Genomic DNA, 23,283 nt, shown 5'->3' on the forward strand with positions numbered 1-23,283 from the left:
GTACTGATTAATGCTTCACAATATACATCGTGCGGCTGTAGGCCACGTCTTCCGGATTGGTGATCGGGTATCCTTTTAACCACGGCTTGATCAGGCGGCCATTGGTATACTGATAAATCGGCGCAATAGGCGCTTTGGCCATGATGATTTTCTCTGCCGCATTGTAATCATCGTTACGCGCTTTTTCCGAGGTTTCCTGCGCCGCCTGAGCGAGGATCTTATCGTATGCCGGATCGTTAAACCGCGAGATATTACCGCTATGAGTAGAAGTGAGTAGCGACAGGAAGGTCGACGGCTCGTTGTAGTCCCCTACCCACGACGCGCGGATAACGTCGAAATTACCGGTATTACGACTATCGATGTAGGTCTTCCACTCCTGGTTTTGCAGTTTCACGTCGACACCGAGGTTTTTCTTCCACATTGACGCCACGGCGATGGCGATCTTTTGGTGATTTTCCGACGTGTTGTACAGCAGCGTCAGCTTCAGCGGACGGTCCGGGCCATATCCTGCCGCCGATAGCAGCGCTTTAGCCTGGGCATTAAGCTCGGCCTGGCTCATACTTTCAAACTGCGAAGGCTGCGGAGTAAAGCCTGCGGTGACATCAGGGGTGAATCGCCAGGCCGGTTTCTCGCCGGTGCCGAGGATCTTCTCCGCCATAATCCGCCGGTCGATAGTCATGCTTAACGCCAGGCGCACGCGCTCATCGGCGGTTGGCCCTTTCTGCGTATTGAAGGCGTAATAATAGGTACCTAACTGCGGCGGCGTGTAGACCTGTCCGGGAATATCCTTCAGCAGCTTCTGATACATATTTTTCGGGAAGGATTCGGTGATATCAATATCCCCCGCCAGATAGCGTTTGGTCGCCGAGGATTCCTGGTTAATCGGCACGAAAGTCACCTGCTTAATCACCGTTTTGGCGTTATCCCAGTACTGTGTATTCGGCACGACAACCAGTTTCTCATTCACCACCCGGTCTTTCAGCACATAGGCGCCGTTGCCGATAAGGCTGCCCGGGCGCGTCCAGTTAGCGCCGCTTTCAACGTTGGCTTTCTGCACCGGGTAGAACGCAAAGCTGGCGGTCAGGTTGCTGAACCACGGCAGCGGTTTATCCAACTGCACGCGCAGCGTGTGGGCATCTACCGCCGTCACCCCGAGGGTGTCTGGCGCCGCTTTACCATCAATAATATTTTGCGCATTACTGATACCCGCTAAGGCGGCAAACCAGGCAAATGGCGAGGTGGTTTTCGGATCGACCAGCCGCTGCCAGCTATAGACGAAATCCTGCGCCGTCACCGGAGTGCCGTCGGACCAGCGCGCATTATCGCGCAGGGTAAAGGTCCAGACGCGGTTATCGTTGCTCTGCCAGCGGGTCGCCACACCAGGGATGATATTGCCCTTCGCATCCTGGTTCACCAGCCCTTCGAACAGATCGCGGATAACCTGAATTTCCGGCAGGCCGACGGCTTTAGCGGGATCTAATGAAGCGGGCTCGTCTTTGATATGGCGTACCAGCTGCTGTTTTTCAGCTAATACGGTTCCCGGAGGCACGTCAGCCGCCCAGGCAAGAGAAGAAACGCTGGCTAACCACAGCGCGCCGCATGTCAATGTGACAGGATACTTCATGAGATCCCCTTTTAAATGAACAAACCAGTGCTGGCAGAGCGATAATTATTTGTTTCCCCAGCTGAAATTGCAAACGGCTTATGATAGAAAATTGACATGACGAGTTTTTTCGCCAACCATGGAAACTATTTGATTCCGGGGCGCTTTTCTACAACACTGCTAACAATAACCTGATGACAGGATACCCTATGCCCGTTTCACGCCCTCGCCCCTTGCGCGGCGCTTTCCCGCCAGGCACGCAACGCTACGGCCAGTCGCATCTCGGCGCGCCGCTGCTGTGGTTCCCCGCTCCGCTGGCCGATAGCCGCAGCGGTCTGATTATCGCCGGCACGCACGGCGACGAAAACTCGTCGATCGTCACCCTCTCCTGCGCGTTGCGCACGCTGAAACCGGAGCTACGCCGCCATCATGTCGTTCTCACAGTCAACCCCGATGGCTGTCAGTTAGGGCTACGCGCCAACGCCCGCGGCATCGATCTCAACCGTAACTTTCCGGCCGCTAACTGGAAGGCGGGAGAAACGGTGTATCGCTGGAATAGCGCCGCGGAAGAGCGCGATGTAGTGCTGCTGACCGGTGAAAAGCCAGGTTCGGAACCCGAAACCCAGGCGCTGTGCCAGCTGATCCACCAGATCCACCCGGCGTGGGTGGTCTCCTTCCACGATCCGCTAGCCTGCATTGAAGACCCCGGCCACAGCGAGCTTGGACAATGGCTTGCCGGGGCCTTTAATTTACCGCTGGTGGGCAGCGTCGGTTACGAAACGCCAGGCTCTTTCGGCAGCTGGTGCGCCGATATCGGCCTACCGTGCATTACCGCCGAATTCCCGCCGGTCTCCGCCGACGAAGCCACAGAAAAGTACCTCGCGGCGATGACCGATTTACTGCACTGGCACACTCACAGATGAAGCAGGCCGGTGCTGAACTGCAGCGCCGGCTCGACATCCACCGCCAGCCAGGTCGGTCCATCAAGGTCCGCGAAACGGGCCAACGGCGCCAGCGGCAGCGCGGCGGAAATGGCCCGTGAAGTACAAAGCATACAGCCCAGCATCCGCGTATAGCCCAGCCGTTCAGCCTCCTGCGCCAATAGCAATGCCTCGGTCAAACCACCGGTTTTATCCAACTTAATGTTGACCATTTCGTAGCGGCCCGCCAGCGCCGGCAGGCTTTCCCGCGTATGACAGCTCTCATCGGCGCAGATCGGCAGCGGATGAATAAAGTTTTCCAACGCCTCATCCGCGCCGGCCGGCAACGGCTGCTCCAGCATCGCCACGCCAAGATCGGCCAGCAGCTGGCAGCGAGCCGCCAGACCCTCGCCACGCCACGCTTCGTTAGCATCCACGATCAAGGTCGCCTGCGGCACCGCGTCGCGAATAGCAACCAGCCGCTCGCTAATCAAATGATCGTCGAGCTTGACCTTCAGCAGCCGCGCGCCTTTCTCCCACAGCGCGGCGGCGCTGGCCGCCATCTGTTCCGGCGTGCCGATTACCACGGTTTGCGCCGTCACCACTTCGCGCGGCAGATTGACGCCAAGCAGCTGCGGCAACGTTTTCCCCGCGCGGCGCGCCTCCAGATCCCACAGCGCACAGTCGACGGCGTTGCGCGCGGCTCCTGCCGGCAGTAGCTGTTGCACCTGCTCGCGGGTAGCGCCGCGCTCAAGCTGCTCGCCGATTGCCATAATCTGCGCCATCACCGAGGCGATGCTCTCACCGTAGCGCGGATAAGGCGTACATTCTCCGGCCCCTTTTACCCCATCCTCTTCTATTTCCACCACGACAACTTTGGCCTCGCTGCGGCTGCCGCGAGAAATAACAAACGGCGTGTGTAGCGGCCATGATTCTTCAAAAACTCGAAGGTTGCGCATTCCCTGGGCCTCTTAGGTAAATGTTAAATAGAGTTTGCCGTGTTGCTGGCTGATGTCATACACTAACTACGACGTTAACTATATGTAAACAGGAAGATAACCATGTCGCAAACCGTACATTTCCAGGGTAACCCAGTGTCCGTTCAGGGCTCCATTCCGCAGGCTGGCGCGAAGGCGCAGCCGTTTACGCTGGTCGCCAAAGATCTCTCTGACGTCACGCTGAGCCAATACGCTGGTAAACGTAAAGTACTGAATATTTTCCCAAGCATCGATACCGGCGTCTGCGCGGCATCGGTTCGCAAATTCAACCAACTGGCTTCTGAGCTGAACAACACCGTGGTGCTGTGCATCTCCGCTGACCTGCCGTTCGCGCAGTCCCGTTTCTGCGGCGCAGAAGGCCTGAGCAATGTGGTCACCCTGTCCACCCTGCGCGCGCCGCAGTTCCTGGCAGATTATGGCGTTGCTATCTCCGCAGGCCCGCTGGCTGGTCTGGCAGCACGTGCAGTCGTCGTTATCGATGAAAACGACCAGGTGGTTTACAGCCAACTGGTTAACGAAATCACCGAAGAGCCGGATTACGATGCGGCGCTGGCTGCGCTGAAAGCGTAATCGCCCTCCTTCTGTTATCAAGCCTCCTTCAACGGAGGCTTTTTTCTTTGCGCGGCGCATAGCGCGAAATCAACCGCGCGGTGGCCGGGCCGGTGAGCAATATGGTAAACAGGCGCAGCGTTTGCATCGCCATGATAAAAGACATATCCGCCCGGGTCCCGACGGCGATTATCGCTACCGTATCCAGGCCGCCGGGGCTGGTCGCCAGATAGGCGGTGAGAAAATCCAGCGGCAGCAGGTGCGTTAACGCTAAAGCCATCAGCGCGCACAGCGCGATCAAGCCAACGATGGCGGCGATGATTTGCGGTAGCGTCTTCAACGCCAGCAGAAAAATCTCGCGATTAAACTGCAGGCCAACCGTCCAGCCGAGCGCGGTATACGCCAGCACCAGTAACCATTCCGGTAGCTCCAGCAACAGCATGCCCTCGCCCTGCGCCAACGCGCCGGCCAGCATCGGTAATAACATTGCCCCGGACGGGATGCGTAAACGTAACCCCAACCAACCGGCGACCGCGGTCAATAGCAGCGTTAACGGTAGATTAAAAGTCAGCGGCGGGAACCAGACGATATGCTGGGTCATCTCCTGCGCCTCGCCGCCAAGCGCCAAACGCACCACCATCACCGCCGCGCCGACCACAAAGAGCACCCGCAGATACTGCATCAGAGCCACCAGCCGAACATCGGCTCCATACTCCTGCGCCATCACCACCATCGCCGATGCGCCACCCGGCGAGCTTCCCCACGCGCCGGTTGCTCCGGGTAGCGAACTGTAGCGCACCAGCAGCCAGCCGGTCAGCGCGCTGATGGCTAGCGTGGAAAAGAGGATAATCAACACCAGCGCCCAGTTGGCGGCCAGAACGCCGAAAATAGACGGCGTGAGCGCACGGGCGATCATGCAGCCGATGATAGCCTGAGCGGCGATAAAGAAGGGACGAGGGAGACGAATCGTGGCGCCGCGCAGGCTGAGGATTATTCCGGCGATCAGTGGGCCAAGCAGCGGCGCGGCAGGGAGATGAAAGCGGAACAGCACAAAGGAGAGCACGGCGGAGAGTACCAGTAATATCATCCACTGAGGCCAATCCCGTTGCAGCACCAACCGTCACCTTCCCGGAAAAAAGAATAATAAAATAAGTATATACAGAAATATCGCTAAAAAAACGCAGTTAATTGCGGCCGCGCCGAGCCGGCCGCAACCTGTGACTTACTCGTCGCCCTTCTTCTGGCTCAGACCATACTCGCGCAGCTTGTTAGCAATCGCGGTATGCGAAACGCCGAGACGTTTGGCTAATTTACGCGTGCTGGGGAAACTGCGATACAACTGCGTCAATACCGAACGCTCAAAGCGGCGGGTAATATCGTCGAGCGATCCTTCCATCGCCTCTTCGCCAACCGGCAGCGAGGACACATCGTGATCTGGCAACAGGATATCCTGCGGGCGCAGTTCGAAGCCATCAAGCTGGGTTAACGCCCGGTACACTGCGTTTTTCAACTGACGCACGTTGCCCGGCCAGCTATAGCGGGTCAACACGGTATTAAGGTCGGCAGAGAGTTTGGGCCGCGGGATGCCCTGCTCATCGGCAAAGCGCGCGACGAACAGTTCGGTGAGCGGCATGATGTCCTGCGGACAATCACGCAGCGGCGGCAGGTTCAGCGTCAACACATTCAGACGATAATAAAGATCTTCGCGGAACAGCCCTTTCTGCACCAGTTCGACGAGATTTTTTTGCGTCGCGCAGATAACCCGGACATCGACATGCACTTCGTGATCTTCACCGACGCGACGGAAAGTGCCATCGTTGAGAAAGCGCAACAGCTTCGTTTGCATGGCCGGCGACATTTCGCCGATCTCATCCAGCAGCACAGAGCCGCCGTTGGCCTGCTCAAAGAAACCTTTCTTCCCCTGCGACGCATCGCCGAACAGCTCGCTCTCCACCGCGTTTTCCGGAATCGAACCGCAGTTCAACGCCAGATACGGTTTGTTCGCGCGCGGGCTGGCCAGATGGCAGGCATGGGCCAGCAAATCTTTACCGGTACCGGTATCGCCGACAATCAGCAACGGGGCGCTAAGCATCGCCAGCTTGCGGGCCTGTTCGACGACGTGGCGCATTTTCGGCCCAACGGCGAGGATCTGGCTAAAGGCGCTGGTATCCTGGGTCGTCAGCGTTTGCAGTTGACGCCCCATACGTACGGTGGAGCGTAACATCACCACGGCGCCGGTCAGCACGCGTTCGGCGTGTTCGCCTTCCAGATACACCGGCGTTACTTCCAGCATAAAGTTTTGGCCATTAACGACCACATGCTCGGTATGCGACTCCAGCGGATTGCCTTCCAGCCAGCGCTGCAGGTTGAAATCAGTAATGAGCTGCGCCACCGGATGGCTGCGTAAGCGGGCCTGGGTTTGACCAAACAGCTGGCAGCTGGCCGGGTTGGCAAGCTCTACTTTGCCTTTGGCATCCAGCGACAGCACCGGTTCCGGCATTGCCACCAGCAGCGCGCTCAGCGCCAGATGTTCCCGTTCTGACGGCATCCACGCCACGGTACGTACATCGGTTACGCCGGAGATACGGCGGATTTCCGCCATTAAACTGCTGAAACTGGCGAACTCCAGCTCGGCGAAATTAAGGTAGATTCGGCCAATCGGGTCGATATCGATACCGCGCAGGTCAATACCGCGCAGCACCAGCAAATCGAGTAATTCACGGGTCAGACCAAGACGGTCCTGACAAAAGACTTCCAGACGCATAGGAGTTTTCACCCTAAAAAGGCCAATGACGGATGAATGATAGGACAGATATGGGCTTACGTGAAGATAGCTGTCAACAATTATTGACAGTATGGCGGAAAAATGGGCTTTATGCCGTAAAGTTATGCGGGCAACAGTAAACTGTTTAAAGGATTTCATCAATTACAGCAGACGCAGCGTATCGTTTGGTCCAGGAAAGCATATGCGTTGTGTTAATTCAGAGCACATTGCGCTCCCGATATTTCTTCTGCGTTATGGCTCTCATGGCACAGAGGGCGCTGGTCGCTAGGTTTTTTCCCGGAGGCGGCGCGTTGCGCCTTCTCCGGGCTACCAAATCGCAAAGCGCTGTAGCCCCGGTAAGCGGCAGCGCCACCGGGGGATCCAGCGTGGTGAATAAATTAACGGCAGGTCGCACGAACCGTAGATACTGTTATCGGTTTGCAACCTTTTAGCTTGAGAAAAGCGTTTATCTCGTTTCGCTCCAGAGTATCTTGCGCTCCTGGTTAATTTTTCTGCGACATGTTTTCCGTGGCGCAGGGAGCGCACAGAGGGCGGCCAGTCGCCGCCGCCCTCTGTACTCCCGGGCTCTGGCCGCCAAAATCGCCACTTCGTGGTACCTTCGACTTATCCCGGCAGGCTTCGGGTCGGGCCGAGGCAGCGTCCTTGCAAATCACGGCCCTCAGCCCGCATCCATTCGGGCTGCCCCGGCCTGCCGGGAACGTCTCAGCGATTTTGAGGCCACCAACACCGGCAGTTTCAGTCAGCATGGTGAATAAATTAAAGGCAGGCCGCACGGACCGTAGATACTGTTATCGGTTTACCACTTTTTTAAGGGGTTTTCCCGGAGGCGGCGCGTTGCGCCTTCTCCGGGCTACCAAATCGCAAAGCGCTGGATCCCCCGGTAAGCGGCAGCGCCACCGGGGGATCCAGCGTGGTGAATAAATTAATGACAGGCCGCACGAACCGTAGGCCGGGTAAGGCGCAGCCGCCACCCGGCATTTACGCTTGCCGGCGTTATTTCTCCGCGCCGGTTTTGCTTTTCTGCAGCGTCTCTTTCAACTGGCCGATCAGCTCGCGGCGGAAATCGCCGAGCCGCGGTTTATCATCCGCGATCCACGGCAGCGGACGGCACAGCTCCATCGCCTTAATCCCCAGACGGGCGGTCAACAAGCCGGCACCGATACCCTGGGCGGCGCGCGCCGACAGGCGGGCCGCCAGATCCTGCGACATCCAGTCCATTCCGACTTCGCGCACCAGTTCGCTGGCGCCGGCAAAGGCGATATTCAACAACACCAGGCGGAATAAACGCAGGCGGCTATAATAGCCGAGTTCAATACCGTAGAGAGTGGCGATACGGTTAATCAACCGCAGGTTACGCCAGGCGATAAACGCCATATCGACCAGCGCCAGCGGGCTGACGGCGATCATCAGCGTCGATTCCGCCGCCGAGCGGCTGATTTCCCGCCGCGCCTGTGCGTCCAGCACCGGCTGTACCAGTTGCGCGTACAGGCTCACCACTTCGCGATCGTTTTGCGTTTCATGGATGGCCGCATACCAGCGCTGCAGCGCCGGATGCGATTGATCCAGCCCGGCCTGCTGCGCCAGCTTCTCACAGAACGCGCGCCCTTTGCCCACCGCGTGGCTATGCATCAGATCCCGCGCTTCATCGCGTTCGTGCGCACGCTGGCGCAAACGCCACAGGCGACGCCATTCGGTCGCCACCGAGCCCACGCCCGCGCCGACAATCAACGCCCCGGCCGCACAGCCGCCGAGCGCAATCCAGTCCTGGGTCTGCCAGGCCGTCACCGTCCACTGCACGCCCTGCGCCACCACGCTAATGCCAAAAATCGCCAGCCCGGCGCTAACCATCCGCCGCCACAGACTGCGTTTCGGGCGCAGTACCGATTCCACCACCGCTTCGGCGGCCCCCTCTTCTTCAGCGACCCTTTCAGGCAGCATCGGAGAGAAGGTTTGCGCATCCGCCGCGTCAAAGGCGCGGGCCGATTTTAAGGTCTGGCTCTTTTCCGTTTCCAAAGGGCCATCGAAATCGATCCGCGGTTTTATCGGCTCGCTCATCGCAATTTATCTCCAATCAAAAATTCCAGCGCCGCGTCGAGGCGAATATGCGGCAGCGGTTTATCGACATCCATCGCTTTCGGGCGGAAGTTCTCAAACTGGAAGCCCTGCTGTTCCCAGAAGGCCTGACCCGGCAGCCGCGCCGGCACCTCGCCCGGGAAAATGGTGAGCGGCTGCCCATCGCTCAGACGATCGCCGCGCAGCGCCGGGATCTTCTCGCCGTTAACCTCGATAAGCCCGCCCTGGGTGGCCTGAATTGACGCCAGCCCCAGACAATCCATGCTGATGCCCTCAAAGGCGGCATTCTGCCAGGCGTCCTGAATCAGTTGCTGAAGTAGCGACACCATGTTGCCATGCTGATCGACGGTCACGTGATCGGCTTTGGTGGCGGCAAACAGTAGCTTGTCGATAACCGGTGAAAACAGGCGGCGGAACAGCGTTCGCTGGCCGTAATGGAAGCTTTGCATCAACTGGGTCAGCGCCAGGCGCATATCATTAAACGCCTGCGGCCCGCTGTTTAATGGCTGCAGACAGTCCACCAGTACAATCTGGCGGTCAAAGCGCAGGAAGTGATCTTTATAAAAGCCTTTCACCACTTTCTCGCAGTAGTATTTGAAACGCTCGCGCAGCATCCCGGCATTGGTGTGTTTATCAGCCTGCGCCAGTCTGGCTTCGCCAATCGCATCGACATCCGGCCAGGGGAAGAACTGCAGCGCCGGCGCGCCCGCCATGTCGCCGGGAAGCACAAACCGCCCCGGCTGAATAAAGTGCAACCCCTCGCGCTTGCAGGCGTGCAGATAATCGGTCCAGGCGGCGGCGATCTCCGCCAGACGGGTTTCGTCGGCGGGCGCCAGCGGATCGAGCCCATCACACAGCTGCCGCCAGCGGGCAGACCACTCTCCGCGCTGCCCCTGTAAAAGCCCGGTCATCTGCCGCGACCAGCTTAAATAATCCTGCGCCAGCATCGGCAGGTCGAGCAGCCATTCTCCCGGATAATCCACGATTTCCAGATACAGCGTTGAAGTGTCTTTGAAATGACGTAGCAGAGAGTCGTTGGAGCGATAGCGCAGCGCAAGACGAATTTCGCTCACCCCACGGGTCGGCGTCGGCCAGGCCGGGGGCTGGCCATAAAGCTGTGCCAGGCCTTCATCATAGGTAAAACGCGGAATACCGAAATCACGCTGCGGAACCCGTTTCACGCCCAACAGACGTTCTTCACGCGCCGCGCTCAGCAGCGGCAACCGCGCCCCGGCGTGGATATTCAGCAGTTGATTGACCATCGCGGTGATAAAAGCCGTTTTGCCGCTGCGGCTTAGCCCGGTCACGGCAAGACGTAAATGCCGGTCAACCCCGCGGTTGACCAGCGCATTGAATTCAGTTTTGAGTCGCTTCATCGCCAGTCCGTTATGCCCAGAAGGAATGTCGTTTAATGATAAGCTAAATAGATGGGGATAATCAGGGCCAATATAAAGCGCGCCGGTATTCCTCCCCCTGAGGAATTATTTCATGCCGCGGGCAAAACGATTGGCCAGCCGACTGAGCAGCGGCTCAAGCGCTACCGCCAGCAACATTTTCAGCGGCCGACGCGCCACCGATTTCACCGCCCAACCGGCAACGCCCGCCGGGCCGTATCGCAGCACGGTCAGTAGCACCAGCTTACCGGCGATCTTAAGACCCGGTTTCACTTTTTGCCCTGCCTGTTGCCATTTCATATTCATGCGTTGCCTCGTTGGTTACATGGAAAAATTTTACAGCTGACGAAAACGGCTGCGCAGCGTGAAGGTATCGGAGGTGATATAACGCTCCATATCACGCAGGCGCTGTTCGCCGGAAGCCAGTTCGGCATCCACGGCGGCCAGTAAATCGCCATTGCTTGGCCCTTTCTCGCCGTACAGTTCGCTATCCGGTATCGGATCCAGCGCGAAAGTGAGAATGATGTAGGCCACCAGCACAAAAAAGAACAGGCCAAAAATCATCGCCAGTACGGTTATCAAACGCACCAGCTTCACCGGCACATCCAGGTGCTGCGCGATACCGGCGCAGACCCCTTTCACCATGCCGCGCTGCGGAATGCGCCACAGTTTTTTATTAAAATCCAATCCGGCCATTATTTGTCTCTCCAGTTCGGATGTTCCGCATCAAGGATCGCTTCCAGCGCCTGAATACGCTCGCGCATCCGTTTCGCCTCATCGGTCAGCTGCAGCAGGCGCTGCTGTTCGTTCTGGGTTAATGCCCCGTCCGCCGAGCGATTGTTGTAGTGCAGCCATAACCAGACCGGCAACACGAACAGCACAAACAGCGTGAGCGGGATGGCAAGAAAAAGCATGCTCATGTGTACTCCTTACAGGTGGTGAGCCGCGGCGCAACACCGCGCCGCGCAATATGCATTACTGGTTATTCTGATTCATTTTGGCTTTCAGCGCCGCCAGTTGCTCGCTGATTTCATCATCCGCTTTCAGCTCGGCAAACTGCTGATCCAGCGATTGTTGTTTGCCAAAACGATGGCTCTCCGCCTCGGCTTCCATTTGGTCAATACGGCGTTCGAAAGACTCAAAACGCGCCATCGCTTCATCCATTTTACCGCTATCCAGCTGGCGGCGAACATCACGCGAAGAGCTGGCCGCCTGATGACGCAGCATCAGCGCCTGCTGACGAGCGCGGGTTTCGCTGAGCTTATTCTCCAGCTCGCCAATCTCTTTTTTCATCCGCGCCAGGGTTTCATCCACCAGTTGCGCTTCGTGTTCCAGGCTGCCGATAAGGTCAGTCAGCTTCTGTTTTTCGATCAGCGCCGCACGCGCCAGATCTTCTTTCTCTTTACGCAGGGCCAGCTCGGCCTTTTCTTGCCATTCCACCTGCTGCGCCTGCGCCTGTTCGATACGGCGGGTCAGCTGTTTCTTTTCCGCCAGCGCGCGGGCGGAGGTAGAACGCACTTCAACCAATGTATCTTCCATCTCCTGAATCATCAGACGGACCAGCTTCTGCGGATCCTCCGCTTTCTCCAGCAGAGAGTTGATGTTGGCGTTCACGATGTCGGCAAAGCGAGAAAAAATACCCATAATTTCAATCCTCATAGTTCTGATAGCAGGCAGCGGCCTGTGCAGTAGTTAATACAAATGGCGTGCCAAATTTTTATCTTATTGATTTTAAACAAGGTGGTTGAGATATGGTCGCCTGCTTGCTACAGTGAGTTGGCGAATCACACTACTTAATGGCGAAATTCATCATGGCGGAATACAAGGATAACCTGCTTGGCGAGGCCAACAGCTTTCTGGAGGTGCTCGAGCAGGTCTCGCAGCTGGCGCCGCTGGATAAACCGGTGCTGGTGATCGGCGAGCGCGGCACCGGGAAAGAACTTATTGCCAACCGTCTGCACTTTCTCTCTTCGCGCTGGCAGGGGCCGTTTATTTCGCTCAACTGCGCGGCGCTGAATGAAAACCTTCTCGATTCCGAATTGTTTGGTCATGAAGCCGGCGCCTTTACCGGCGCCAGCAAACGGCATCCGGGGCGCTTTGAACGTGCTGACGGCGGCACGCTGTTTCTCGATGAGCTAGCCACCGCTCCGATGCTGGTGCAGGAAAAATTGCTGCGGGTAATTGAATACGGCGAACTGGAACGCGTCGGCGGCAGCCAACCGCTGCAGGTTAACGTACGGCTGGTGTGCGCCACCAACGCGGATTTACCTAAAATGGTGGAAGAAGGCCATTTTCGCGCTGACCTGCTCGACCGGCTGGCGTTTGATGTCGTGCAACTACCGCCATTGCGCGAGCGCCAAAGCGACATCATGCTGCTTGCCAACCAGTTTGCTATTCAGATGTGCCGCGAACTGGGGCTTCCTCTGTTTCCCGGCTTTAGCGAGCGAGCCGTCGACACGCTGCTCGCATACCGCTGGCCGGGCAATATTCGTGAGCTGAAAAACGTGGTTGAACGCTCGGTTTACCGCCACGGCAGCAGTGATAGCGAGCTGGATAATATCATTATCAACCCATTTCGCCGCGCGGCCCCAGCGCCTGCTCCAGGCGATGAATCTGCGCTTCCCAAACTACCACTGGACCTGCGCGCCTTTCAGCTGGAGCAAGAAAAAAGCCTGCTGCAGTCAAGCCTGCAGCAGGCGAAGTACAATCAAAAGCAGGCGGCTGAGCTGCTGGGGCTTACCTACCACCAGCTACGCGCATTACTGAAGAAGCATCATCTATGAGCGACGCGCGGCAGCATCGCCGCGCTGACCAGCATTGAGCCTAAACACAGCGCGGCGTTAAACCACAGCGCGTACTGCGCGGCGCTGGCCATCCCCAACGGCAGGAATAGCGCAAAAAGTGACGCTGTCACGGCAATACCCATCGCGCCGCCAAGCGAGCTTCCCATCTTATACACCCCTGACGCGACGCCAATTTTATTCTCCGGCGCATTGGCGACGGCGGTGTCGGTCGATGGCGTGGCGTAACAACCGAGCCCGAGACCAAACAGGATATTGCTGAAGAAGACGGTCCCGATATAGAGCGACTTATCGAGGAAGGTACAGGAGATCAGCAAAATGCCGATGGCGGTAAAGACCGGCCCGGTCATCATCGGCAGCCGTGCGCCATAGCGCTGGAGCAGCTTTTCCCCGACGCGGATCATCGCCAGTACCGTCACCAGATAGCCCAGCGTCATCATGCCGGTTTCCAGCGGACTGAGATGATGCCCCTGTTGCAGCCAGATGCTGGTAATCATCATGGTGCCGATAGCGCCGTTGAGCATAAAGTTCGATAGCACCGCCGCGCCGTAGGCTCGGTTGCGAAATAAAGCGAAGTCGATCAGTGCCGCTTCACCTTTACGCAGGCCGCTGCGGATAAATACTGCTGCCGCCAGCACCGCGCCGCACAGCATCGACAGCGATAAACCACTACTCCAGCCCCATTGATGACCCTTGCTGATAAACAGATTAAGCAGCACCAGCGACGCGATCAGGCTTAATAATCCGCCCACATCCAGCTTATGCCGATCGGCGCTGGCGCTGCGGCTCTCCGGGGTGCCACGCAGTAGCAGCAACGCCAGCAGCGCCACCGCAATCGAGAACACGAAGATCCACCGCCAGCCAAGACCGGTAGCAATCGCGCCGCCGACAAACGAGCAAAGCCCGCTGCCGCCCCAGGAACCAATGACCCAGAAACTCACCGCCCGCTGCCGCGCTTTGCCTTCATACCAGGTTTTAATCAGCGCCAGCGTCGCCGGCATAATGCAGGCCGCCGAGAGCCCTTGCAGGATACGGCCGGTGATAAATAGCCCCGGTCCCTGCGACGCCGCCAGAAATGCGCTACCGATAATACTCAGCGCCAGGCCGAGATAGGTCATCCGCACCCTGCCGAATTTATCCGCCAGCCCGCCGCTGGCCACCACAAAACAGCCGCTGAATAAGGCGCTGAGACTCACCACCAGGGTTAGCGTCTCCAGTGAAATATCGAGGCTGCTTTTCATCGCCGGAACAACATTGATAACCGATTGCGCAAACAGCCAGAACGTCAGCACGCTGAGCACAATACCCGCCAGCAGGCGATCGCTACCGACGAACTGAGATTCGCTTAACGATACAGAACTCATAATCGGGTCCCCCCGTCGCGATAGGTTAACGCAGATAGCGTTCCGTCAGGCCGCACCACAGCGCCGCGCCGGTAAGCAGGATTTGATCGTTAAAATCGTACCCTGGGTTATGCACCATGCAGCGGTCGGCTTCATCACCCGCGCCGATAGTGAAATAGCAGCCGTTGGGATTGCTCTCCAGCATGAAGGCGAAATCTTCGCTGCCCATAAATGGATTCACGGTACCAACCTGTTCTTTGCCAAACAGCGTGGTCGCCACTTCACGGACCAGCTCATTAGCCGCCGGATCGTTACGCAATACCGGGCTGCCGTTGACGTGGGTTAAGGTAGCGCTGGCGTTAAAACTTTCCGCCTGAGCGACCGCGATGTCGTGAATACGCTGCAGCACCGTCTCGCGCACCTGCTGGTTAAGGGTACGTACGGTTAGCTTCATCAATACCTTATCGTTGATGATGTTCGGCGCATGGCCCGCCTGAATGCTGCCGACGGTGACTACCGCGGGTTCAAATGGCGTGATGTTGCGTGAAACGATTGATTGCAGCGCGAGAGTAATGTGGCAGGCCACCAGCGTCGCATCGACGGTATGTTCCGGCACCGCGCCATGGCCGCCAATGCCCTTCACCTCGATATGCAGCGTATCGGAAGAGGCCATCATCGCGCCGTCGCGCAGGCCGATTTTGCCCAGTTTCTGGCCCGGCATGTTATGCAGGCCAAAGATGGCGTCACAGGGGAATTTCGTGAACAGGCCATCTTCGACCATCACCCGTCCGCCGTACAGCAGCTCTTCCGCCGGTTGGAAAATTAAATGCAGCGTACCGTTAAACTGACGCGTGCGCGCCAGATATTCCGCCGCATACAGTAGCGTGGTGGTGTGACCGTCATGGCCGCAGCCGTGAAAACGCCCGTCGACCTGGCTTGCCCATGCTTTACCGCTCATTTCCTGCATCGGCAGTGCATCCATATCCGCGCGCAATCCCAGACGTTTTTCGCCGCTGCCGACTTTCAGCGTCCCGACCAAGCCGGTACCGGCGAGGCCGCGATGCACTTCATAACCCCACTCAGTAAGCAACCGGGCGACTTCATCGCTGGTTTTATGTTCTTCAAAGCCAATCTCGGGCTGTTGGTGGAAGCGGCGACGTAACGCCACAAACTGCGCTTCATTAACTTGCAAGGATTCAATCAGTGGATGTGTCATTTTTATTATTCCTGTGTTGTGTTTGTACGACACTTTCGAGTTTATGCGCCCCACCCGGCTTTAAAATGACTTTTTTTGTTTTATATTGACGAAATATCAATGACTATTTTCTATACAATTCTGTTATGACAAAAAACAGCCTGCTATTTTTTGTCTTTTAAGGAGCGGCGCATGGAACATCATCTCGGCGATTTCAGCCTCACGGTTCGCGATATTCGCCATTTCAGCCCGCCGGAAAACGACGGATTAACGCTGCTATGGCTGCTGGAAGGTAGCGCAACGTTGCAACTCGGCGAATCGTCGCAACCGATGCGGGTTGATGAACTGGCGATTATTAACCGCCGCCAGCGCTGGCAGATTACCGGCGAAGAGGCCAATGCGGTCATGATCCTCAACCTTGCCGCCGGTTGGCTCACCCGCCTTGATAGCGATTTTTTTGCCAGTGATTATCGGGTTAGCAGCGAAACCAGGGATGCCACAGATAATCTACGCCAGCTGATGCGCCAGTTGCTGGTAGCCGGGCTGGTCAATCATCAGTCGCGCTACCGCTTGGAGGCCAACCGTTGGCTGAGTGAAATTGCCCTGCTGCTGGCAACCCGTTTTACCCAACCTATCGTGCCCAGCCTGCGCCGCGGCGCCGAGACCTGGAGCCGACGAATTACCAACGTGATAGCGCGCATCGAAGCCAACTATCAGCGGAGGATCTCGCTGCAGGAACTGGCTGCCGCCGAATTTGTCTCTGAGGCCTGGCTTTCGCGCCTGTTCCATAAAGAGGTCGGCATTAGCTTCGTTCAGTACATTACCGCCCTGCGTCTCGGCAAAGCCGCCGAGCAACTGCTGACTACCCGCCGCTCGGTTCAGCAGGTGGCACAGGATAACGGCTTCGCCAGTACCCGCATCATGAGCGATCTGTTTAAGCGCCAGCACGGCATCACGCCGCGACAATTTCGCCAGCAGCAGCCGCAGTCCAGCGCTCGTCCACGAGCGAACGCCAGCGAAATCTGGCGCCCGGTCGCGGTCGAGAGGCTTTACGCCCGTCTTAACGAGGCGGAAAAAAGCAGCGATGATACGCCGCCGCTGCTGCTCAACCCGCGTCAGACACGGCTGGTGGATATCCGCCAGCTGCCAGCGCGCGCGCCGGTATTACGCCATACCCGAACCATCGTTACCGTCCGTGAACTCGATGATTTACTCCGCGAAGATGTGCGACGCGAGCTGGAGCAACTGCAGCAGACGCTACCCGTTTACGGCATCGATATTCACGATCCGTTTCTCAGCAGTCGCTTGTTTGGCGAGGGCTGGGACGACCCGACGCTCGCAGGCTATGCCTGTTGGTACAATCTTCAGCAGCTGTTTAGCTGGCTGGCGCAGAAAGGCTGGACGGTGCTGCTACATACCGGCTTAACCACCCGCTGCGATTTATTACAGCGTTTTCTGCAACTCGCCGCCAATCACTTTCCACCCGCAACGCTCGCGAGCTGGCGCTTTGTCTGGCACTGGTCGCCGCAGGCCAGTGAAGCGGCGCGACAGCTGGCCTGGCGACAACAGCGAGAAGTGCTCGCGTCCACCTTGCAACAACCGCAAATGGGTATCTGGCATCGTTTCCCGCAAAGCGGTATTGGCGACGATCCGCTCCTGTCTTCCCCGCTGCTCAGCGAGGCCGACTTTCTCGCCTGCCAGGCGGATGCCAACGAACTGCTTGACCTGGCGCAGGCCGATAGCAGCAAACTATCCGCCAGCGAAGACTATCCACGACAAAAATTACGCCAAATCCATCATGCCCTACGGCAACGGCAGCTCTCGTTACCGCTGTGGCTGCTATCGTGGAATACCCTAACCGGCGATACCCGCGATACCAACGGGCGTTTTTTCCGCGGCGCGCTGTTGATGGATAACCTGTTGGGCATTGCCGATCGGGTGTGGCTGGCCGGCTTCTGGCTTAATTCAGGTCTTCAGGGGGAAGCGCGGGACAACGGTAAACTCGACACCTCCAGCCTGGCGCTGCACTACCTGCATGGTCTGCCGCGCCCGGTGTACTGGGTATTATGGCTGTGGCGGCGTCTACGCGGCGAAGTCTTAATCAATGACAAAAACCTGTTGTTATTGCGCCATAACGGACACTACCAGTTGCTACTGCGCAATACGGTGATTTTCAACCCCTGGCTGTCGAGCGAAGAGGCCTTTACTCAGCGTTTTCGCCAGCCCTATACCCTGCGGCTTGCAGGGCTGAAGGGACGCTGGCGCATCAAACAGCATCTGTTCGATCAGCACCATGGCGCGCTATTCCCGCTATTTGAGGCATTTCGTAGCCGCAGCGGCCCTGACGAAGAAGATTATCGCTGGCTCCAGCACCACGCCCGTCCGGCGCTGAGCGTGCATGAGGAACAACTGGATGATGGCTGGCTACGGGTGGATTCACTGCAGAGCAATGCGCTGGCGTTATATGAATTCACACCGCTGGAGGATTGAAAAGTGACAACGTCACTATTAATTCACATATGAAAACGCGGAGAGTTAATAATATGTAACTGGTAAGATGTCTTAATGTGAATTATCATCGACGGCAATATCATTCAATGGATTGAAAATTCACGTGATTCCGGTTAATTCTCATACGCTCACCCGCTATGCCGCCCATGCCAGTTTGATCCACACCATGAAAAATCATCATGCGCCAGCCCTCTCATTAATGATGATTTTCTCGGATCTCTGCGTGCGTTCCACCCGTGATGCCTACAATGAACAAGGCTGGGAAATATCAGAGCGTAAAAGCGGACTGGTGCTGCGTACTTTCGTCGCCATCCATCGCGATGGCGGAGAACTGGAGATCACGCCAAAAGATTATATTGCCCGCTATAATCAGCTCCTTCCGCTCTGATCCCCACAGCCCACCCGCGCCGACACCAGAACGCCTGCAGATGGCTAACTGGAGAAATTGGCAATAAAAAGATACCATGTTTGATAATACAGGTTTAGTTCCGACACTATTTTGACCAACTGGCTGGACAACATGCGCTGCCGGTGACCGCATTATCCCCCTCGATGTCGTAAAGGTGGTGGTAAATGTCATTTAATATTAATAAGATAGAGCTCTGCTCTATGATCAAAAAGAAAATATGCGCCTGAAATTGTCCTCTCTTTTAGCGGCAGCCTCGATGCTGTGCGGGCAGGCTTTTGCCGCGCCGGCCCCGACTCCGGCGCTGCCAGCTAATGCCGATATCCGCGATAGCGGATTTGTCTATTGCGTCAGCGGGCAGGTAAATACCTTTAACCCGCAAAAAGTCAGCAGCGGCCTGATTGTCGACACCCTCGCCGCCCAGATCTACGATCGCCTGCTCGACGTCGACCCTTATACCTACCGTCTGGTGCCTGAACTGGCGGAAAGCTGGGAAGTGCTTGATAACGGCGCCACCTACCGCTTCCATCTGCGCGATAAGGTCCAGTTCCAGACCACCGACTGGTTTAAACCGACCCGCGCTTTTAACGCTGATGATGTCATATTCACCTTCGGGCGCATCTTTAACCGTGACGACCCGTGGCACAGCGTCAACGGCAGTAGCTTCCCCTATTTCGATAGTCTGCAGTTCGCCGACACCGTAGAAAGCGTTCGGAAACTGGATAACCATACCGTCGAGTTTCGCCTGAAACGTCCCGACGCCTCTTTCCTGTGGCACCTGGCGACGCACTATGCTTCGGTCATGTCCGCAGAGTATGCCGCGCAGCTGACCAAAAGCGATCGCGAAGAACAACTCGACCGCCAGCCCGTCGGTACCGGTCCGTTCAAGCTAGAAGAGTATCGTACCGGGCAGTACATCCGCCTGCAGCGCCACGCGGCCTACTGGCGCGGCAAGCCATTGATGCCGCAGGTGGTGGTGGATCTCGGTTCCGGCGGCACCGGCCGGCTGTCAAAACTGCTGACCGGCGAATGCGATGTGCTCGCCTGGCCGGCCGCCAGCCAGCTCACCATCCTGCGCGACGATCCGCGCCTGCGTCTGACGCTGCGCCCGGGTATGAATATCGCCTGGCTGGCTTTCAACACCGCCAAACCGCCGCTGGATAACCCGGAAGTTCGCCACGCGCTGGCGCTGGCGATCAACAACCAGCGGCTGATGCAATCGATCTACTACGGCACCGCGGAAACCGCGGCTTCAATGCTGCCGCGCGCCTCGTGGGCCTACGACAACGACGCTAAAATCACCGAATACAACCCCGCGGAGGCGCGTCGTCGCCTGCAGGCGCTGGGCTTGAGTAATTTGACCTTAAAACTGTGGGTGCCGACCAGTTCTCAGGCGTGGAACCCCAGCCCATTGAAAACCGCCGAGTTGATACAGGCGGATATGGCGCAGGTGGGTGTAAAAGTGATTATTATTCCTGTTGAAGGCCGCTTCCAGGAGGCACGTTTGATGGACATGAGCCACGATTTGACGCTTTCCGGCTGGGCCACCGACAGTAATGACCCGGATAGTTTCTTCCGCCCGCTGTTGAGCTGCGCGGCGATTGGTTCGCAGACCAACCTCGCCCACTGGTGCAACCGCGAGTTTGATGAGGTGTTACAAAAAGCGCTGATTTCTCAGCAGCTGGCCTCGCGCATCGAAGCCTATAAAGAGGCACAGCATATTCTCGCCCGCGAACTGCCGGTGCTGCCGCTGGCCTCTTCGCTGCGGCTGCAGGCTTATCGTTATGATATGAAAGGACTGGTGCTGAGTCCGTTTGGCAACGCCTCCTTCGCAGGCGTGTCGCGCGAAAAAGAAGAGGTGAAAAAACCATGATTATTTTTACCCTGCGCCGCCTGCTGCTGTTACTTGTGACGCTGTTTTTCCTCACCTTTATCGGCTTTAGCCTCAGCTATTTCACGCCGCACGCGCCGCTGCAGGGTGCATCGCTGTGGAATGCCTGGCTGTTTTGGTTCAAAGGGGTGCTGCACTGGGACTTTGGCGTCTCCAGCATCAATGGCCAACTGATTTCCGAACAGCTGAAAGTGGTCTTCCCGGCCACAATGGAGCTGTGCATTCTGGCATTTGGTTTTGCGCTGCTGGTCGGCATTCCCGTGGGAATGATTGCCGGGATCATGCGTAATAAGTGGCCGGACACGCTCATTAGCGCCCTGGCGCTGGTGGGGTTCTCTATTCCGGTATTCTGGCTGGCATTACTGTTTACCCTGTTCTTCTCGCTGACGCTGGGCTGGTTCCCGGTATCCGGTCGCTTTGACTTATTATACGAAGTGAAGACGGTGACCGGTTTCGCCCTCATCGACGCCTGGCTCTCTGATTCGCCGTGGCGCCATGAGATGATCGTCAGCGCCGCGCGGCATATGGTGCTGCCGGTGTTGACCCTGGCCGTCGCGCCGACCACCGAAGTGATCCGCCTGATGCGCATCAGCACCAGCGAAGTCTACGATACTAACTATGTTAAAGCGGCGGCGACACGCGGCGTCACCCGACGGACAATCCTGCATCGTCACGTGTTGCACAATGCCCTGCCGCCGGTGATCCCACGCCTGGGGCTGCAGTTTTCCACCATGCTAACGCTGGCGATGATTACCGAAATGGTCTTCAGCTGGCCGGGTCTGGGGCGCTGGCTGATCAACGCTATCCGCCAACAGGATTACGCGGCGATTTCCGCCGGAGTGATGGTAATCGGCGCGCTGGTCATTATCGTCAACGTCATCTCGGATATTTTAGGAGCCATGGCTAACCCACTGAAACATAAGGAATGGTATGCCCTACGATAGCGTCTATCTTGAAAAGCGCCCGCCCGGCGCATTGCGCACCGTATGGCGTAAATTCTACGGCGATACCACCGCGATGATTGGTTTATACGGCTGCGGCGCGCTGGTGCTGCTGTGCGTATTCGGCGGCTGGTTCGCGCCTTATGGCATCGATCAGCAGTTCCTCGGCTACCAGCTGCTGCCGCCCTCGTGGTCGCGCTACGGCGAAGTGTCGTTCTTCCTCGGTACCGACGATCTCGGCCGCGACGTTCTGAGCCGCTTGCTCAGCGGCGCGGCGCCGACCGTTGGCGGCGCCTTTGTGGTCACGCTCGGCGCCGCACTGTTCGGCCTGGTGCTTGGCGTCATTGCCGGCTCCACCCATGGTTTGCGTTCAGCGATAATGAACCACATCCTCGACACTCTGCTGTCGATCCCCTCGCTGCTATTGGCGATTATCGTCGTCGCTTTCGCCGGGCCGCATCTGAGCCATGCAATGTTCGCCGTCTGGCTGGCGCTGCTGCCGCGCATGGTGCGTTCGGTCTATAGCATGGTGCACGATGAACTGGAAAAAGAGTACGTGATTGCCGCCCGCCTCGACGGCGCTTCCACGCTCAATATTCTCTGGTTTGCGGTTCTGCCTAATATTACCGCCGGGCTGGTCACCGAAATTACCCGCGCGCTGTCAATGGCGATCCTCGACATTGCCGCACTCGGTTTTCTCGACCTCGGCGCCCAGCTACCGTCTCCGGAATGGGGCGCCATGCTCGGCGACGCGCTGGAACTGATTTACGTCGCTCCCTGGACGGTTATGCTGCCGGGCGCGGCCATCATGATAAGCGTACTGCTCATCAATCTGCTGGGCGACGGTATTCGCCGCGCAATTATTGCCGGGGTTCAATAATGCCGTTACTGGATATTCGTAATCTCACCATTGAGTTTAAAACCAACGAGGGTTGGGTAAAGGCCGTCGACCGGGTCAGCCTGACGCTGGCTGAAGGTGAAGTCCGTGGTCTGGTCGGTGAGTCTGGCTCCGGCAAAAGCTTGATCGCCAAGGCGATTTGCGGCGTCACCAAAGACAACTGGCGGGTTACCGCCGACCGTATGCGTTTTGATGATATCGATCTGCTGCGCCTGTCTAACCGCGAGCGCCGCAAACTGATTGGCCACAACGTGTCAATGATCTTTCAGGAGCCGCAGTCTTGCCTCGACCCTTCCGAGCGTATCGGTCTGCAGTTGATGCAAAATATCCCCGGCTGGACCTTTAAAGGCCACTGGTGGCAACGCTTTGGCTGGCGCAAGCGCCGCGCTATCGAACTGCTGCACCGGGTGGGGATTAAAGACCACAAAGATATTATGCGCAGCTTCCCCTACGAACTGACCGACGGCGAATGTCAGAAGGTTATGATTGCCATCGCGCTTGCCAACCAGCCGCGGCTGCTGATTGCTGATGAACCCACTAACGCCATGGAGCCAACCACCCAGGCGCAAATTATTCGCCTGTTGACCCGGCTCAACCAGAATAACAACACCACCATTTTGCTGATCAGTCACGATATGCAGATGCTCAGCAAATGGGCGGATAAAATTAACGTCATGTATTGCGGGCAGACGGTGGAAACCGCCCCGAGCGAAGAGCTGGTGACCATCCCTCATCACCCCTACACGCAGGCGCTGATTCGTGCGATCCCGGACTTCGGCAGCTCAATGCCGCATAAAAGCCGGCTGAATACCCTGCCCGGCGCCATTCCGCTGCTGGAACAGCTGCCCATCGGTTGTCGACTGGGGCCGCGCTGTCCCTATGCTCAACGCGAGTGTATCGTCACGCCGCGTTTGACCGGCGCGCGTAATCATCTGTACGCCTGTCATTTCCCGCTGAACATGGAGAAAGAGTGAA

Annotated in this window: 21 protein-coding genes; 9 read left to right on the plus strand and 12 right to left on the minus strand. The window is 57.5% G+C overall.

From position 1 onward, the window contains the following. Nucleotides 1-7 precede the first annotated feature (7 nt). Nucleotides 8-1,624, minus strand: a complete 1,617-nt coding sequence (locus PGS10_RS20375) for a peptide ABC transporter substrate-binding protein (protein WP_045374631.1) — start codon at nt 1,622-1,624, stop codon at nt 8-10. A gap of 188 nt (nt 1,625-1,812) precedes the next feature. Here PGS10_RS20375 and mpaA point away from each other — a divergent pair, with 188 nt between their 5' ends. Further along, nucleotides 1,813-2,526, plus strand: a complete 714-nt coding sequence (gene mpaA / locus PGS10_RS20385) for a murein tripeptide amidase MpaA (RefSeq protein WP_015366282.1) — start codon at nt 1,813-1,815, stop codon at nt 2,524-2,526. Here the strand turns inward: mpaA and ycjG are convergent. Further along, entirely contained in the window at nt 2,517-3,482 is a 966-nt protein-coding gene (gene ycjG, locus PGS10_RS20390) for an L-Ala-D/L-Glu epimerase (protein ID WP_045393093.1), read from the minus strand. The genes mpaA and ycjG overlap by 10 nt on opposite strands. 102 nt (nt 3,483-3,584) lie before the next feature. Here ycjG and tpx point away from each other — a divergent pair, with 102 nt between their 5' ends. Continuing rightward, complete coding sequence (gene tpx, locus PGS10_RS20395) at nt 3,585-4,091, plus strand: thiol peroxidase (protein WP_015366280.1); 507 nt, start codon at nt 3,585-3,587, stop codon at nt 4,089-4,091. Nucleotides 4,092-4,119: 28 nt separating this feature from the next. On the opposite strand, the gene PGS10_RS20400 is transcribed toward tpx, so the two are convergent. The 8 genes from PGS10_RS20400 to pspA all read right to left on the minus strand — a co-directional run bounded on the left by PGS10_RS20400 (nt 4,120) and on the right by pspA (nt 11,966). Beyond that, the gene (locus PGS10_RS20400; protein ID WP_047047297.1) at nt 4,120-5,157 is read right to left on the minus strand and encodes an AbrB family transcriptional regulator; all 1,038 of its coding nucleotides are present in this window, start codon (nt 5,155-5,157) and stop codon (nt 4,120-4,122) included. A gap of 135 nt (nt 5,158-5,292) precedes the next feature. After that, entirely contained in the window at nt 5,293-6,834 is a 1,542-nt protein-coding gene (gene tyrR / locus PGS10_RS20405; protein WP_063416260.1) for a transcriptional regulator TyrR, read from the minus strand. A gap of 1,014 nt (nt 6,835-7,848) precedes the next feature. Then, nucleotides 7,849-8,910: a TIGR01620 family protein gene (locus PGS10_RS20410; protein WP_316423400.1), complete on the minus strand. Its 1,062-nt coding sequence runs from the start codon at nt 8,908-8,910 to the stop codon at nt 7,849-7,851. Next, nucleotides 8,907-10,304, minus strand: coding sequence for a YcjX family protein (locus tag PGS10_RS20415; protein ID WP_316423401.1), 1,398 nt, complete (start codon nt 10,302-10,304; stop codon nt 8,907-8,909). Before PGS10_RS20415 ends, PGS10_RS20410 begins: the two co-directional genes overlap by 4 nt. Before the next feature lie 105 nt (nt 10,305-10,409). Continuing rightward, entirely contained in the window at nt 10,410-10,628 is a 219-nt protein-coding gene (gene pspD, locus PGS10_RS20420) for a phage shock protein PspD (protein WP_047078486.1), read from the minus strand. Nucleotides 10,629-10,658: 30 nt separating this feature from the next. After that, nucleotides 10,659-11,018 carry an envelope stress response membrane protein PspC gene (pspC, locus tag PGS10_RS20425; protein ID WP_015366274.1) on the minus strand — a complete coding sequence of 120 codons (360 nt, stop codon included), beginning with the start codon at nt 11,016-11,018 and terminating at the stop codon, nt 10,659-10,661. Continuing rightward, nucleotides 11,018-11,242, minus strand: coding sequence for an envelope stress response membrane protein PspB (pspB, locus tag PGS10_RS20430; protein WP_045393114.1), 225 nt, complete (start codon nt 11,240-11,242; stop codon nt 11,018-11,020). The genes pspC and pspB overlap by 1 nt, the downstream gene beginning before the upstream one ends. 55 nt (nt 11,243-11,297) lie before the next feature. Next, nucleotides 11,298-11,966: a phage shock protein PspA gene (gene pspA, locus PGS10_RS20435; RefSeq protein ID WP_015366272.1), complete on the minus strand. Its 669-nt coding sequence runs from the start codon at nt 11,964-11,966 to the stop codon at nt 11,298-11,300. 152 nt (nt 11,967-12,118) lie between these two features. Here pspA and pspF point away from each other — a divergent pair, with 152 nt between their 5' ends. Further along, on the plus strand, nt 12,119-13,105 hold the full coding sequence (gene pspF, locus PGS10_RS20440; RefSeq protein ID WP_316423402.1) for a phage shock protein operon transcriptional activator: 987 nt from the start codon (nt 12,119-12,121) through the stop codon (nt 13,103-13,105). Here the strand turns inward: pspF and PGS10_RS20445 are convergent. After that, nucleotides 13,096-14,487 carry an MFS transporter gene (locus tag PGS10_RS20445; protein WP_316423403.1) on the minus strand — a complete coding sequence of 464 codons (1,392 nt, stop codon included), beginning with the start codon at nt 14,485-14,487 and terminating at the stop codon, nt 13,096-13,098. The genes pspF and PGS10_RS20445 overlap by 10 nt on opposite strands. A 25-nt stretch (nt 14,488-14,512) precedes the next feature. Then, the gene (locus PGS10_RS20450) at nt 14,513-15,682 is read right to left on the minus strand and encodes a M20 aminoacylase family protein (RefSeq protein WP_316423404.1); all 1,170 of its coding nucleotides are present in this window, start codon (nt 15,680-15,682) and stop codon (nt 14,513-14,515) included. A 171-nt stretch (nt 15,683-15,853) separates the two neighbouring features. Between PGS10_RS20450 and PGS10_RS20455 the strand changes: the two genes are divergently transcribed. The 6 genes from PGS10_RS20455 to sapD all read left to right on the plus strand — a co-directional run bounded on the left by PGS10_RS20455 (nt 15,854) and on the right by sapD (nt 23,282). After that, nucleotides 15,854-18,151, plus strand: a complete 2,298-nt coding sequence (locus PGS10_RS20455; RefSeq protein ID WP_316423405.1) for a helix-turn-helix domain-containing protein — start codon at nt 15,854-15,856, stop codon at nt 18,149-18,151. Between the two features lie 124 nt (nt 18,152-18,275). Further along, a complete protein-coding gene (locus PGS10_RS20460; protein ID WP_047067096.1) occupies nt 18,276-18,560 on the plus strand; it encodes a hypothetical protein in 285 nt (94 codons plus the stop codon). 238 nt (nt 18,561-18,798) lie between these two features. After that, nucleotides 18,799-20,451 carry an ABC transporter substrate-binding protein SapA gene (gene sapA, locus PGS10_RS20465; protein WP_045393130.1) on the plus strand — a complete coding sequence of 551 codons (1,653 nt, stop codon included), beginning with the start codon at nt 18,799-18,801 and terminating at the stop codon, nt 20,449-20,451. After that, the gene (gene sapB, locus PGS10_RS20470) at nt 20,448-21,413 is read left to right on the plus strand and encodes a putrescine export ABC transporter permease SapB (RefSeq protein ID WP_020078599.1); all 966 of its coding nucleotides are present in this window, start codon (nt 20,448-20,450) and stop codon (nt 21,411-21,413) included. The genes sapA and sapB overlap by 4 nt, the downstream gene beginning before the upstream one ends. Beyond that, nucleotides 21,400-22,290: a putrescine export ABC transporter permease SapC gene (gene sapC, locus PGS10_RS20475; protein WP_020078584.1), complete on the plus strand. Its 891-nt coding sequence runs from the start codon at nt 21,400-21,402 to the stop codon at nt 22,288-22,290. Before sapB ends, sapC begins: the two co-directional genes overlap by 14 nt. Beyond that, entirely contained in the window at nt 22,290-23,282 is a 993-nt protein-coding gene (gene sapD, locus PGS10_RS20480) for a putrescine export ABC transporter ATP-binding protein SapD (protein WP_015366243.1), read from the plus strand. The genes sapC and sapD overlap by 1 nt, the downstream gene beginning before the upstream one ends. Nucleotide 23,283 lies beyond the last annotated feature (1 nt).

It is taken from the genome of Klebsiella sp. 141153 (assembly GCF_032601995.1).
GTDB lineage: Bacteria > Pseudomonadota > Gammaproteobacteria > Enterobacterales > Enterobacteriaceae > Klebsiella > Klebsiella aerogenes.

Coding starts and splice junctions, on each gene's coding strand:
- PGS10_RS20375 (WP_045374631.1), bottom strand. CDS start 1,624: ATGAAGTATCCTGTCACATTGACATGCGGCGCGCTGTGGTTAGCCAGC.
- mpaA (WP_015366282.1), top strand. CDS start 1,813: ATGCCCGTTTCACGCCCTCGCCCCTTGCGCGGCGCTTTCCCGCCAGGC.
- ycjG (WP_045393093.1), bottom strand. CDS start 3,482: ATGCGCAACCTTCGAGTTTTTGAAGAATCATGGCCGCTACACACGCCG.
- tpx (WP_015366280.1), top strand. CDS start 3,585: ATGTCGCAAACCGTACATTTCCAGGGTAACCCAGTGTCCGTTCAGGGC.
- PGS10_RS20400 (WP_047047297.1), bottom strand. CDS start 5,157: ATGATATTACTGGTACTCTCCGCCGTGCTCTCCTTTGTGCTGTTCCGC.
- tyrR (WP_063416260.1), bottom strand. CDS start 6,834: ATGCGTCTGGAAGTCTTTTGTCAGGACCGTCTTGGTCTGACCCGTGAA.
- PGS10_RS20410 (WP_316423400.1), bottom strand. CDS start 8,910: ATGAGCGAGCCGATAAAACCGCGGATCGATTTCGATGGCCCTTTGGAA.
- PGS10_RS20415 (WP_316423401.1), bottom strand. CDS start 10,304: ATGAAGCGACTCAAAACTGAATTCAATGCGCTGGTCAACCGCGGGGTT.
- pspD (WP_047078486.1), bottom strand. CDS start 10,628: ATGAATATGAAATGGCAACAGGCAGGGCAAAAAGTGAAACCGGGTCTT.
- pspC (WP_015366274.1), bottom strand. CDS start 11,018: ATGGCCGGATTGGATTTTAATAAAAAACTGTGGCGCATTCCGCAGCGC.
- pspB (WP_045393114.1), bottom strand. CDS start 11,242: ATGAGCATGCTTTTTCTTGCCATCCCGCTCACGCTGTTTGTGCTGTTC.
- pspA (WP_015366272.1), bottom strand. CDS start 11,966: ATGGGTATTTTTTCTCGCTTTGCCGACATCGTGAACGCCAACATCAAC.
- pspF (WP_316423402.1), top strand. CDS start 12,119: ATGGCGAAATTCATCATGGCGGAATACAAGGATAACCTGCTTGGCGAG.
- PGS10_RS20445 (WP_316423403.1), bottom strand. CDS start 14,487: ATGAGTTCTGTATCGTTAAGCGAATCTCAGTTCGTCGGTAGCGATCGC.
- PGS10_RS20450 (WP_316423404.1), bottom strand. CDS start 15,682: ATGACACATCCACTGATTGAATCCTTGCAAGTTAATGAAGCGCAGTTT.
- PGS10_RS20455 (WP_316423405.1), top strand. CDS start 15,854: ATGGAACATCATCTCGGCGATTTCAGCCTCACGGTTCGCGATATTCGC.
- sapA (WP_045393130.1), top strand. CDS start 18,799: ATGCGCCTGAAATTGTCCTCTCTTTTAGCGGCAGCCTCGATGCTGTGC.
- sapB (WP_020078599.1), top strand. CDS start 20,448: ATGATTATTTTTACCCTGCGCCGCCTGCTGCTGTTACTTGTGACGCTG.
- sapC (WP_020078584.1), top strand. CDS start 21,400: ATGCCCTACGATAGCGTCTATCTTGAAAAGCGCCCGCCCGGCGCATTG.
- sapD (WP_015366243.1), top strand. CDS start 22,290: ATGCCGTTACTGGATATTCGTAATCTCACCATTGAGTTTAAAACCAAC.